The 12,028-nt window shown below is 67.4% G+C and carries 13 protein-coding genes; 10 read left to right on the top strand and 3 right to left on the bottom strand.

The window, feature by feature from the left end; genetic code table 11:
- The first annotated feature begins 52 nt into the window (after nucleotides 1-52).
- From ACK5F2_RS07045 to ACK5F2_RS07030, 4 genes are read left to right on the top strand one after another with little or no spacing between them, the layout of a single operon-like run.
- Nucleotides 53-613: a peptidylprolyl isomerase gene (locus ACK5F2_RS07045; protein WP_409863759.1), complete on the top strand. Its 561-nt coding sequence runs from the start codon at nucleotides 53-55 to the stop codon at nucleotides 611-613.
- Nucleotides 610-1,113 (top strand): peptidylprolyl isomerase, encoded by a 504-nt coding sequence (locus ACK5F2_RS07040; protein WP_409863757.1) that lies wholly within the window; start codon nucleotides 610-612, stop codon nucleotides 1,111-1,113. The genes ACK5F2_RS07045 and ACK5F2_RS07040 overlap by 4 nt, the downstream gene beginning before the upstream one ends.
- Nucleotides 1,103-1,873 (top strand): UDP-2,3-diacylglucosamine diphosphatase, encoded by a 771-nt coding sequence (locus tag ACK5F2_RS07035; protein ID WP_409863756.1) that lies wholly within the window; start codon nucleotides 1,103-1,105, stop codon nucleotides 1,871-1,873. Before ACK5F2_RS07040 ends, ACK5F2_RS07035 begins: the two co-directional genes overlap by 11 nt.
- A complete protein-coding gene (locus ACK5F2_RS07030; RefSeq protein WP_409863754.1) occupies nucleotides 1,873-2,661 on the top strand; it encodes a zinc-dependent peptidase in 789 nt (262 codons plus the stop codon). The genes ACK5F2_RS07035 and ACK5F2_RS07030 overlap by 1 nt, the downstream gene beginning before the upstream one ends.
- Nucleotides 2,662-2,724: 63 nt before the next feature.
- Here the strand turns inward: ACK5F2_RS07030 and clpA are convergent, their stop codons facing one another.
- Nucleotides 2,725-5,058 (bottom strand): ATP-dependent Clp protease ATP-binding subunit ClpA, encoded by a 2,334-nt coding sequence (clpA, locus tag ACK5F2_RS07025; protein ID WP_409863752.1) that lies wholly within the window; start codon nucleotides 5,056-5,058, stop codon nucleotides 2,725-2,727.
- Nucleotides 5,055-5,423, bottom strand: coding sequence for an ATP-dependent Clp protease adapter ClpS (gene clpS, locus ACK5F2_RS07020; RefSeq protein WP_409863751.1), 369 nt, complete (start codon nucleotides 5,421-5,423; stop codon nucleotides 5,055-5,057). Before clpS ends, clpA begins: the two co-directional genes overlap by 4 nt.
- A gap of 168 nt (nucleotides 5,424-5,591) precedes the next feature.
- On the opposite strand from clpS, the gene ACK5F2_RS07015 reads away from it, so the two are divergent.
- Nucleotides 5,592-5,828, top strand: a complete 237-nt coding sequence (locus ACK5F2_RS07015; RefSeq protein WP_409863761.1) for a cold shock domain-containing protein — start codon at nucleotides 5,592-5,594, stop codon at nucleotides 5,826-5,828.
- A 51-nt stretch (nucleotides 5,829-5,879) separates the two neighbouring features.
- Here ACK5F2_RS07015 and ACK5F2_RS07010 read toward each other — a convergent pair whose 3' ends face one another.
- Nucleotides 5,880-6,518 (bottom strand): TetR/AcrR family transcriptional regulator, encoded by a 639-nt coding sequence (locus tag ACK5F2_RS07010; RefSeq protein WP_409863750.1) that lies wholly within the window; start codon nucleotides 6,516-6,518, stop codon nucleotides 5,880-5,882.
- Nucleotides 6,519-6,628: 110 nt separating this feature from the next.
- Here ACK5F2_RS07010 and ACK5F2_RS07005 point away from each other — a divergent pair, with 110 nt between their 5' ends.
- Genes ACK5F2_RS07005 through ACK5F2_RS06985 form a run of 5 tightly spaced genes read left to right on the top strand, consistent with a single transcriptional unit; the run spans nucleotide 6,629 to nucleotide 11,863 of the window.
- Nucleotides 6,629-7,933 carry an NAD(P)/FAD-dependent oxidoreductase gene (locus ACK5F2_RS07005; protein WP_409863749.1) on the top strand — a complete coding sequence of 435 codons (1,305 nt, stop codon included), beginning with the start codon at nucleotides 6,629-6,631 and terminating at the stop codon, nucleotides 7,931-7,933.
- A gap of 20 nt (nucleotides 7,934-7,953) precedes the next feature.
- Nucleotides 7,954-8,760 carry a DUF1365 domain-containing protein gene (locus ACK5F2_RS07000; RefSeq protein ID WP_409863760.1) on the top strand — a complete coding sequence of 269 codons (807 nt, stop codon included), beginning with the start codon at nucleotides 7,954-7,956 and terminating at the stop codon, nucleotides 8,758-8,760.
- A complete protein-coding gene (locus ACK5F2_RS06995) occupies nucleotides 8,757-9,995 on the top strand; it encodes a class I SAM-dependent methyltransferase (RefSeq protein WP_409863748.1) in 1,239 nt (412 codons plus the stop codon). The genes ACK5F2_RS07000 and ACK5F2_RS06995 overlap by 4 nt, the downstream gene beginning before the upstream one ends.
- A 27-nt stretch (nucleotides 9,996-10,022) precedes the next feature.
- Nucleotides 10,023-10,586: a chalcone isomerase family protein gene (locus ACK5F2_RS06990; RefSeq protein ID WP_409863747.1), complete on the top strand. Its 564-nt coding sequence runs from the start codon at nucleotides 10,023-10,025 to the stop codon at nucleotides 10,584-10,586.
- Nucleotides 10,583-11,863 carry an MFS transporter gene (locus ACK5F2_RS06985; RefSeq protein WP_409863746.1) on the top strand — a complete coding sequence of 427 codons (1,281 nt, stop codon included), beginning with the start codon at nucleotides 10,583-10,585 and terminating at the stop codon, nucleotides 11,861-11,863. The genes ACK5F2_RS06990 and ACK5F2_RS06985 overlap by 4 nt, the downstream gene beginning before the upstream one ends.
- The last annotated feature ends 165 nt before the right edge of the window (nucleotides 11,864-12,028 follow it).

Raw genomic sequence — 12,028 nt, 5'->3', positions numbered from 1 at the left:
CGCCCACGGCGCCGCCGGCCACTCATCCCGCCCCGTATCCGTTCAAGCGCCCATGAGAAACCTGACCAGTCTCGCCCTCGTCCTGTCCCTGGCAGCGGCTCCCGCCCTGGCCCAGACCGTGAAGCTCAGCACCAGCGAGGGCGATATCCGCATCGAGCTGGATGCCGAAAAGGCGCCCAAGAGCGTGGACAACTTCATCAAGTACGTGAAGGCCGGCCACTACAACGGCACCATCTTCCACCGCGTGATCGAGAACTTCATGATTCAGGGCGGCGGTTTCACGCCCAAGATGGAGCAGAAGCCCACCCGCGCGCCCATCCCGCTGGAGGCGGGCAACGGCCTGAACAATGTGCGCGGCAGCATCGCCATGGCGCGCACCGGCGACCCGAACTCGGCCACCGCCCAGTTCTTCATCAACACCGTCGACAACCCCTTCCTCGACGCCGCCAATGCGCGCGATGGCCGTGGCTACGCGGTCTTCGGCCGCGTGGTCGAGGGCATGGAGGTGGTCGACAAGATCCGTAACAAGCCCACGGGCAACGCCGGGATGCATCAGAACATCCCGCTGGAACCCGTGACCATCAACAAGGCCATTGTGGAGCCCAAGAAATGACGACCAAGACTGTTGAACTGCATACCAACCATGGCTTGATCCGTGTCGAACTCGATGCGGCGAAGGCCCCCGTGACCGTGGAGAACTTCCTCGCCTATGTGCGCAAGGGCCACTACGACGGCACGGTGTTCCATCGCGTGATCAAGGGCTTCATGGTCCAGGGCGGCGGTTTCGAAGTGGGCATGAACCAGAAGCCCACCGACGCCCCCATCCAGAACGAGGCCAACAACGGCCTGAAGAACGACAAGTACACCCTGGCCATGGCGCGCACCAATGCGCCCCACTCCGCCTCGGCCCAGTTCTTCATCAACACCGTGGACAACGGCTTCCTGAACTTCAAGAGCGAAAGCCCCTCGGGCTGGGGCTATGCCGTGTTCGGCAAGGTGGTCGCCGGCACCGAGGTGGTGGACGCGATCGAGAAGGTCAAGACCGGCCGCAAGGGCTTCCATGACGACGTGCCGCTGGACGACGTCGTGATCGAGAAGGCGGTTGAAGTCTGAGGAACTGAAGGCGCCGCCGTCCTGGCGCGCCATTGACTTCCTCTCCGACCTCCATCTGGCGCCGGAGCTGCCGGCGACGCTGGACGCGCTGCGCCGGCACCTGCGCCAGAGCCCAGCAGACGCCTTCTTCCTGCTGGGCGACATCTTCGAAGTCTGGATCGGTGACGATGCCCGCTTCGATGCCTTCGAGGCCGAGTGCCTGGCCCTGCTGAAGTCGGTCGGGAAGCCGCTGTTCTTCATGGCCGGCAACCGCGACTTCCTGCTGGGCCCCGCCATGGCGCGGGACGCCGGCCTGACCCTGCTGCCCGACCCCTGCGTGCTGGAGGCCTTCGGCCACCGCCTGCTGCTCAGCCATGGCGACGCCCTGTGCCTGGCCGACACCGGCTACCAGCGCTTTCGCACCCAGGTGCGCGGCGCCGCCTGGCAGCAGGACTTTCTGGCCAAGCCCCTGGCGGAGCGCCGCGCCATCGCGCGCGGCCTGCGCGATGCCAGCCGGGCTGCCCAGCGCGACATGGCGCGGGAAGACTGGGCCGATGTAGACCCGGATGCCGCCCGCGAGGCGCTGCAGCGCGACCGGTGCCAGGTCTTGCTGCACGGCCATACCCACCGGCCGGCGGTGCATGAGCTGGGCAATGCGCTGCAGCGCTGGGTGCTGTCCGACTGGGAGCTGGACCACGCACCCGCTCGCGCCGATGTGATCCGGCTGGACGCCGCAGGCCTGCGGCGTATCGCGCTGGCCGGCCAAGGCGGCAATAGCTGATGCTGGGCAGACTCCTGGAGGCTTGGCAGCGCCACCGCGAAGCCCGGGCACTGCGCGATCGCGCCATCCCCGAGACGCTGTGGCAGCTGACACTGGCGCGCTACCCCTTCATTGCCCGGCGCAGCGCCGCCGATCTGGCCGAGCTGCGCCGACTGTGCTCGCTCTTCCTGGCCGAGAAGGAGTTTCATGGCGTGGGTGGCTTCGAGGTCACCGATGAAGTGGCCCTGGCCGTGGCCGCCCAAGCCTGCCTGCCGGTGCTGCGCCTGGGCCTGGCCGCCTACGCCGGCTTTGTGGGCATCGTGATGCATGCCGACGAGGTACTGGCCCAGCGCGAGGTGATGGATGAGGACGGCGTGGTGCACCGCTACGAGGAGCAGCTCGCCGGCGAGGCCATGGAGGGCGGCCCCCTGATGCTGGCCTGGGGCCCCATGCAGGCGGGCGTTGATCCCACGCAGGGACTGGACAGCATCTACAACGTGGTGATCCACGAGTTTGCCCATGTGCTGGACATGGCCGACGGCGCGGCCGATGGCGTGCCCCTGCTGCCCGGCCTCGCTGCCCGCGAGCGCTGGCTGGCAGTGCTGGAGGACGAATGGGCCTGGTTCTGCGAGCAGGTGGACGCGGGCTACACCACCCTGATCGACCCCTACGGTGCCGAGGCCCTGGAGGAGTTTTTCGCCGTGGCGGTGGAGGCCTTCTTCGTAGCGCCGGCCGAGCTGCGCCTGGAACAGCCCCCGCTCTACACGCTGCTGGCCGAGTTCTTCCGGCAGGACCCGGCGCAGGACTGAAGCCCAAAACAAAGAGGCCCCGCGGGGCCTCTTCTTTTTGTCGGCTCGCGCCCGGTAAGGCGATCAGCCTGCCGTCGCCGGCTCCGCCTTGGGCTTGTTGTCCTTCTTGCCCGGGGCGGGCTGGATGTCCAGCAGCACCTCGCCGGCCTCGTCCACGTCCACCGTCAGGCGGCCGCCATCGACCAGTCGACCGAAGAGCAGCTCGTCAGCCAGGGCGCGACGGATGGTGTCCTGGATCAGGCGCTGCATGGGGCGCGCGCCCATCAGCGGATCGAAGCCCTTCTTGGCCAAATGCTTGCGCAGCGCGTCGGTGAAAGAGACCTCCACCTTCTTCTCCGCCAGCTGGCTTTCCAGCTGCAGCAGGAACTTGTCGACCACGCGCAGGATGATCTCCTCGTCCAACGCGCGGAAGGACACGATGGCATCCAGGCGGTTGCGGAACTCGGGCGTGAACAGGCGCTTGATATCGCCCATCTCATCACCCTGCTCGCGCTTGTTGGTGAAGCCGATGGTGCTCTTGTTCATGGTCTCGGCGCCCGCGTTCGTGGTCATGATGATGATCACATTGCGGAAGTCGGCCTTGCGCCCGTTGTTATCGGTCAGCGCGCCATGGTCCATGACCTGCAGCAGCACATTGAAGACATCCGGATGCGCCTTCTCGATCTCGTCGAGCAGCAGCACCGAATGCGGCTTCTTGGTCACGGCCTCGGTCAGCAGGCCGCCCTGGTCAAACCCCACATAACCCGGGGGCGCGCCGATCAGGCGGCTCACGGCATGGCGCTCCATGTACTCCGACATGTCGAAGCGGATCAGCTCGATGCCCAGGATATAAGCCAGCTGCTTGGCCACCTCGGTCTTGCCCACACCGGTCGGGCCGCTGAAGAGGAAGCTGCCGATGGGCTTGTCCGGCTTGCCCAGGCCGGAGCGCGCCATCTTGATGGCAGCAGCCAGGGCGTCGATGGCCGGATCCTGGCCGAACACCACGCTCTTGAGATCGCGGTCCAGGCTCTTGAGCTTGCCGCGGTCGTCGCTGGAGACGCTGGCCGGCGGGATGCGCGCGATCTTGGCCACGATGTCCTCGACCTCGTTGCGCGTGATGGTCTTCTTCTGCTTGCTCTTGGGCAGGATGCGCTGCGCGGCACCGGCCTCGTCGATCACGTCGATGGCCTTGTCTGGCAGGTGGCGGTCATTGATGTACTTGGCGGAGAGTTCGGCCGCGGCCTGCAGGGCGCCCAGGGCGTACTTGACGCTGTGGTGCTCCTCGAAGCGCGACTTCAGACCCTTGAGGATCTCCACCGTCTGCTCCACCGAGGGCTCCACCACATCCACCTTCTGGAAGCGACGGGACAGGGCCGCATCCTTCTCGAAGATGCCGCGGTACTCGCTGAAGGTGGTGGCGCCGATGCACTTCATCGCGCCGGAGGACAGCGCCGGCTTGAGCAGATTGCTTGCATCCAGCGTGCCGCCCGAGGCCGCGCCGGCCCCGATCAGGGTGTGAATCTCGTCGATGAAGAGAATCGCATGCGGCTGCTCCTTGAGCTGCTTGAGCACGGCCTTGAGGCGCTGCTCGAAGTCGCCGCGGTACTTGGTGCCCGCCAGCAGCGCGCCCATGTCCAGCGAATAGACCACGCTGTCGGCCAGCACATCGGGCACCTGGCCCTCGGTGATGCGCCAGGCCAGGCCCTCGGCGATGGCGGTCTTGCCCACGCCGGCCTCGCCCACCAGCAGCGGATTGTTCTTGCGGCGGCGGCACAGCACCTGCACCACGCGCTCCACCTCGCCCTCGCGGCCGATCAGGGGATCGATCTTGCCGTCCTTGGCCTGCTGGTTGAGGTTCTGGGTGAACTGCTCCAGGGGCGAGCCCTTGCCGCCGCCCTGGCCCTCGCCCTCTTCGCGCTCGGCCTCATTGCCACCATTGCCTTCCTGGCTCTTGCCGGAACCCTGGGGTTCGGGCGGCTCACTCTTCTTGATGCCGTGGGCGATGTAGTTCACCACGTCCAGGCGCGTCACGCCCTGCTGGTGCAGGTAGTAGACGGCGTGCGAGTCCTTCTCGCCGAAGATGGCCACCAGCACATTGGCGCCGGTCACTTCCTTCTTCCCCGAGCCGGTGGATTGCACATGCATGATGGCGCGCTGGATCACGCGCTGGAAACCCAGCGTGGGCTGGGTATCCACCTCTTCGGTGCCGCCCACCGTGGGCGTGTTTTCCTTGATGAACTGCGCCAGGCTCTTGCGCAGATCGTCGATATTGGCGGAGCAGGCCCGCAACACCTCGGCCGCCGACGGGTTGTCCAGCAGCGCCATCAGCAGGTGCTCCACGGTGATGAACTCGTGGCGCTGCTGGCGCGCCTCGACAAACGCCATGTGCAGGCTGACTTCAAGCTCTTGCGCAATCATGCGGCCTCCATAATGCACTGCAGGGGGTGCCCGGCTCGCCGCGCGACCGCCAACACCAGTTCGACCTTGGTGGCCGCTACATCCTTGGTGAAGACACCGCAGACGCCTCGACCCTCGTGATGGATTTTCAGCATGATTTGGGTGGCTGTATCCAGGTCATGTCGAAAATATTCTTGGAGCACCATCACGACGAATTCCATCGGGGTGAAATCGTCGTTCAGCATCAGCACCTGGTACAGGCGAGGGGGTTCCGTCTTCTGCGGCACCCGCTCCAGAACGGTCGTGCCGTCCCCACCCTCGCGCGCCGGCTGGGCGGGCGGAGTCTCGGGGGGCTTGGACGGCGGCTGTTCGGGGAAATCAGGCATGTTTCGATTCTATAGATGGGGTGCCGGGGCGGGACTGCAAGAGCGCCAGAAGGCCCGAGTCGCCGCACCCCCGTACTACTACTCTCCGGGGAGCCCCTGAATTGACAGTGCCGACAGCCGGATTTGAGAATCCACGCCGGAGTAAAAAACACCGGGACGGAGACGGCTATGGCTGTGGGTACAGTGAAATGGTTCAACGATGCCAAGGGCTTCGGCTTTATTGAACCAGAAATGGGCGGGGAAGACGTGTTCGCACATTTCTCAGCCATCCAGATGGAGGGTTTTCGCACGCTTCGCCAAGGCGGCCGCGTGAGTTTTGATTTGGTCCAGGGCCCCAAGGGTCAGCTGGCGCAGAACATCACCCCGTTGGAGGACAGCATCATGCTGGAGCGCAGCGCCGCCTGAGCCTGTCTGGCAAATCGCGCCAGCAGGCGCGCGCCCCTTCGAGACCCGCCCTCAGCGGGTCTTTCGCTTTGCAGGCGCCGGCGCCCCCGCCAGACCGCGGAACGTCGTGGCCGTCACCCACTCCACGATTTGCTCGTCGCTGTACTGGCCGCCGGCCTTGAGCATTCCGACCACGGGATCGCAGGCCCGAGCAAAGAGCGTATACAGCGCCAACTCCGGCGGTAGTTCGGGATCGATCTCCGCGCTGGCCTGAGCCGCCAGGATCCACTCCCCCATCCGGTCGCTGAGCTCCAGAAGCCGGTTCATATAGTCCTTGTGCTCCTTGAGCGCAGTCACCAGCCGAGAGTTCTGGGCCGGCAGGCTGGGCATTTCCCCCTCGAGCTGGGTACGCAAGGTCCAGCGCACCAAGTCCTGCAGCTGGGCCAAGGGGCCCGGCTCAGGCACACGCCGCGCCTGCTCCTGCACCTGATGCAGGGCCCGATCCAGAGCACGAACCATGGCCGCCGCCGCCAGCTCCTCCTTGGACGTGAAGTGCTTGTATAGACTGGCCTTGGACAGGCCGGCCTCGGCCGCCACTTCATCCACCGTCATCAGCTCATAGCCCTTGGAGGCCAGCAGACGATTCACGGCGCCGACGATGGCGTCCTCGCGGACGCGATGGACCTGTTCTTTAAAGGAGAGGCGAGTCATGCACCAGATTCTAGCAATCCAGACGTCAAAGTTCAAACTTTGTACTTGACTGATCAATTGTGAACTGACTAGTATTTGCATAAACAAAGCAGTTCATTAGGAGTCAGCACGTGGAACGCATTGCCGTCATCGGCTCGGGCATCACCGGCCTAGCCGCCGCCCGCAGCCTGAGCCAGGCCCTGGGCCCCGGCTCGGTCAGCCTGTTCGAGGCCGAGGGGCGCCCAGGCGGCCACGCCCATACCGTCGACATTGAGCTCGAGGGCATCTCCCACGGCGTGGACACGGGCTTTCTGGTCTTCAATGACCGCACCTACCCGCGCCTGATCCAGCTCTTCAAGGAGCTGGGCGTGGAGTCCACCGATGCCGACATGTCCTTCTCCGTCCAGGCCCCGGGCCTGGAGTGGTGCGGCAGCGATCTCAACAGCGTATTCGCCCAGCGCAGCAATCTGCTGCGCCCCGGCTTCTGGCGCATGCTCAGCGAGATTCTGCGCTTCAACCGGCTGTGCACCGAGCTGGCCCAGCGCGGTGAAGAGGCTGCCTTGTCCGAGTCCGTGGAGCACTTTCTGGACCGCAATGGATTCGGCACGCGCTTTCGCGAGGGCTATCTGCTGCCCATGGTCGCCTGCATCTGGTCCTGCCCCACGGGCCAGATGCTGGAGTTCCCCATCGCCACGCTCATCCGCTTCTGCCACAACCACGGCCTGCTGAGCATCAACGATCGCCCACAGTGGCGCAGTCTGCGTGGCGGCTCGCGCGAATATGTGCGGCGCATCGTGGCCGGACTGGGCGATGTTCGACTGGGTCAGGCCGTGCATGGCGTGCGCCGCGACGCGGCCGGCGCCACCGTGCTCACCGGTCGCGGCGTGGAGCATTTCTCCCGGGTCGTGATGGCCTGCCACAGCGACCAGGCTCTGCGTCTGCTGGGCGACGATGCCACGGCCGAGGAGCGTCGCCTGCTGGGCGCCATCCGCTACCAGCCCAACCGCGCCGTGCTGCATACCGATGTCGAGTTGCTGCCGCGCCGGCGTCTGGCTTGGGCGGCCTGGAACTACGAGTCCTCGCTACCGCCCGGCAGCGGTGGCCATGGCCCGCGTGAGGACGGCTCGGTCTGCCTGCACTACCTGCTCAACCGCCTGCAGGTGCTGCCCTGGAGCCAGCCCGTCATCGTCTCGCTCAACCCCCTGCGCGAGCCCGATGGTGCCAAGGTGCTGCGCGAGTTCGAGTACGCCCACCCGATCTTCGATCTGGCGGCGATCCAGGCCCAGGGGCAGCTGCCCCACATCCAGGGCAAGCGCCATACCTGGTTCTGCGGCGCCTGGGCCGGCTATGGCTTCCACGAGGACGGCTTGGCCTCGGGCCAGGATGCGGCCCAGTCCCTGCTGAAAAGCCTCAGGGCCGAGGAACTGGCGGCATGAATCCGAGCACGCCGACCGCGATGGCACCGGCCAACTCAGCGCCCGACTCCGCGGGGCGGTCCGAGCGCGCCCTGCTGGGTTTCGGCCAGGTCTGGCACAAGCGGCTGCGCCCCGCGGGGCACGAGTTTCGGCATGACAGCTACTTCCTCATGCTGCCGCTTCGCAGCCTGCGGCGAGAACCCGAGCCCTGGCTGCGGCGCAATCGCTGGGGCCTGCTCAGCTTTCACGACCATGATCATGGCGAGGGCGGATCCGATGCGCTGGCCTGGTTCGAGCAGCTGCTCGCCCGCGAGAACATCCACGATGCCGATGGCGAGATCTGGCTGCAGACCTATCCGCGCATTCTGGGCCACACCTTCAAGCCGGTCAGCTTCTGGTGGGCGATGCGGGCCGACGGCTCGCCCGCCGCCCTGCTGGCCGAGGTGAACAACACCTTCGGCGACCGTCACTGCTACCTCCTCAGCGGCCCGGAGCTGCGCCTGGGCGCTGAGCTGAGCGCAGCCAAGCTGCTGCATGTCTCGCCCTTCTGTGCCCTTGAAGGGCGCTACCGCTTCCGCTTTCATCTCAGGCGTGACGATGCGGGATCACCGCGCCACGCCCTGGTCCGTGTCGACCACGACGATGCCCAAGGCGCACTGCTGCAAACCAGCCTGGGCGGCACCCTGCAAGCCTTGAAGGCCAGCAGCGTGCTGCGGGCCTTCTTCGGCATGCCCCTGCTCACCCTGGGTGTTGTGCTGCGCATTCACTGGCACGCGCTGCGCCTGTGGCTCAAGCGTGTGCCCTTTCATCGCCGCCCCGCGGCCCCAGAAAACTTCCTGAGCCGATGAACACCACCACTGCCAGCACCCTCTCCCTCCCCTCGGCGCTGCCAGGCACCGCCCGGCGCGTGCTGAGCCTGCTCGCGCGCATGAGTCACGGGCAGCTCGACCTGAAGCTGCCCGACGGCCAGCAGCTCAGCTTGGGACAAGGGCCTCTGCATGCCAGCCTGCATCTGCACGACTGGCGGGTCTTCTCCCTGGCACTGAAGAGCGGCGACATCGGATTTGCCGAGGCCTATATCCAGGGCCTGTGGGACAGCCCCGATCTGGCCGCCCTGCTCAAGCTGCTGCTGGCCGAGCGCGAGGCCCTGGAGCGTGTGGTCTACGGCGCCTGGTGGGGGCGCCTGGTCTACCTGTTGCGCCATGCCCTCAACCGCAACACGCGCAGCGGCAGCGCCCGCAACATCCACGCCCATTACGACCTGGGCAATGCCTTTTACGCCGAGTGGCTGGACCCCAGCATGAGCTACTCCAGCGCCTGGTTCGAAGGCCGGCCCGAGGGTGACTTGCAGCAGGCCCAGCAGGCCAAGATCCGCCGCGCGCTGGACGAGGCGGGCGTGCAGGCTGGCAGCCGCGTGCTGGAGCTGGGCTGTGGCTGGGGCAGTTTGGCCATGGCGGCGGCACAGGGTCGGGGCGCCCAGGTCACCGGCATCACCCTCTCGCACGAGCAGCTGGCCTGGGGCCGCGAGCGAGTGGCCCAAGCGGGTCTTGAAACTCAGATCGATCTGCGCCTGCAGGACTACCGTGAGCTGAGCGAATCCCAGCCTGCCGGTCAGTATGACGCCATCGTCTCCATCGAGATGTTCGAAGCCGTGGGTCGCGAGTACTGGGACAGCTACTTCCGCACTCTGCGGCATTGCCTCAAGCCCGGCGGGCGCGCCTGCATCCAGACCATCACGATCCGCGATGCATTGTTCGAGCGCTATGTACGCTCGACCGACTTCATCCAGCAGTACATCTTCCCCGGCGGGCTGCTGCCCAGCATCTCGGCCTTCGAGGAACTGGCGCAGCGTCACGGGCTGGTGCTGGAGCGCCAGCTGGCCTTCGGCCGCGACTATGCCGAGACCCTCAGGCGCTGGCATGTGCGATTCAACGAGCGCGAGGCCGTGCTGCGCGAGCAGGGCTTCGATCGCCGCTTCATGCGCACCTGGCGCTTCTATCTGGCTTATTGCGAGGCCGGCTTCGCCCAGGGTGATACCGATGTGGTGCAGTTCACGCTGCGCCGCCCCCAGGAAGCGGCCTGAGGCTGCCGCAGACGAGGACAGATGATCATGAAGCGCCGCGCCCTCCTGCTGCTGGCCGCCGGCATGCCGGCTCTGCCGCTGGCCGTCCGCGCTCAGGCCCAGATGCGGCCTGCGCCGCCGCCTGAAGTACGCGAGGCGCTGCCCGACGTGCGCCTGGTGGGGGCGGGCGAGTTTCGCTTCTTCGGCCTCTCGGTGTATGAGGCGCGGCTCTGGGCGCCGCCTGGGCCTCTGGATCCGGACTATCTGCGCCAGCCGCTGGCCCTGGAGCTGCGCTATGCGCGCACACTCAAAGGCGAGTCGATCGCGGAACGATCCGTCGACGAGATGCGCCGCGCCGGTCCGCTGGACGAAGGGCGCGCGAGCGAATGGCTGGCCCTGATGCGTCGCGCCTTTCCGGACGTGAGCGCGGGTGAGCGCCTCACCGGCCTGTCCGAGCCCTCGGGCCGCGTGCGCTTTCTGCACAACGGCCGGCCCACCGCCGAGACGCAGGATGCCGAGTTCGCACGCCGCTTCTTCGGCATCTGGCTGGCCCCCTCCACCAGCGCTCCGGCCCTGCGCCGCCAGCTGCTGGGCCCGGAGCTGCGCACGTGAACGCCGCGGACGCGGCCCTGCCCCCGCGCGCCGGTCTGGCCTATGGAGCCCTGGGCCTGCCCCTGGCCTTCCTGGCCCTGCCGCTCTATGTGAGCCTGCCCCAGCACTACGCCCAGAACCACGGCGTGCCCCTGGCCCTGCTGGGCCTGGTACTGCTGCTCACCCGTTCGGCCGACGCCCTGCTCGACCCCTTGATCGGCCAGGGCGTGGACCGGCTCTTCGGCCGCTCCCTGGGCGCCGTGCGCGGCCTGGCCCTGCTGGCCGGCCTGGTGCTGGGCCTGGGCTTTGCTGCCCTCTTCTTCCCGCCCTGGCCCGACTACGCGAGCTCACCCGCGCCCCTGCTGGCCTGGCTGGTGGCGAGTCTGGTGTTCACCTATCTGGCCTTCAGCGCCCTGAGCGTGCTGCATCAGGCCTGGGGCACCCGCCTGGGCGGTGACGCGCCGCAGCGCGCTCGGGTGGTGGCCTGGCGCGAGGGCTTCGGCCTCGTGGGCGTCTTGCTGGCCAGCGTGCTGCCGACCTTGGTGGGGCTGCCCTGGAGCACCAGCGTCTTGCTGCTGACGCTGGCGCTGGGCCTCGCCATGCTGCTGCGAGCGGCACCACGGCCGGCCAGAGTCGCCGGCTCGGACGACGCCCTGGCCGGTGCCTGGCGCGCTCCGCTGGGCAACAAGCCTTTTCGCGGCTTGCTGGCCGTCTTCATGGCCAATGGCATCGCCAGCGCCGTTCCGGCAACGCTGCTGGTGTTCTTCGTGCAGGACCGGCTGCAGGACACGGCCGGCTTGCCCCTCTATCTGTTTGCCTACTTTCTGGCCGCCGCCCTCTCGGTACCGCTGTGGCTGCGTCTGGTCGGCAGCCTGGGCCTGAGCCATGCCTGGCTGCTTGGCATGGGCCTGGCGGTGCTCGCCTTTGCGGGCGCCTTGGCCTTGCCGGCAGGCGCGCGCGGCGGATTTCTGGCGGTCTGCCTGGCCAGCGGCGTGGCCCTGGGGGCCGATCTGGCCCTGCCCGGCGCCCTGCTGACCGGCCTGGTCCAGCGGGCCGGTCATGGCGCGCTATCCGGCGCCTACGCCGGCTGGTGGACGGCCGCCAGCAAGCTCAATCTCGGCCTGGCCGCAGGCGCGGCCCTGCCCCTGCTGGCCCTGGCGGGCTACACCCCCGGCGCTCGCGCGCCCGAGGCGCTGCAGGCCCTGGGACTGGCCTATGTGGCCCTGCCCTGCGCGCTCAAGCTCTTGGCCGCCGCCCTGCTCTGGCGCTGGGCACGCAGCCCCGGCGCCGAACCCTGATTCCCTGCTGCCCCACGAGAACTGTCATGTCCCCAACCACCCGACGCCAACTTTTGCTGCTGGGCAGCGGTGCCACCGCCGGCGCCTTGCTCAGCGGCTGCTCCAGCGGCCCCAGCCTCGCCGACCACCGCGGCCAGACCCCGGTCCTCGACCTGCGCCGCTTCT

Source organism: Roseateles sp., assembly GCF_046300915.1.
Taxonomy (GTDB): domain Bacteria; phylum Pseudomonadota; class Gammaproteobacteria; order Burkholderiales; family Burkholderiaceae_C; genus Kinneretia.
The sequence above is the reverse complement of the archived record's forward strand: the minus strand, read 5'-3'. Positions and strand labels throughout refer to the sequence as shown.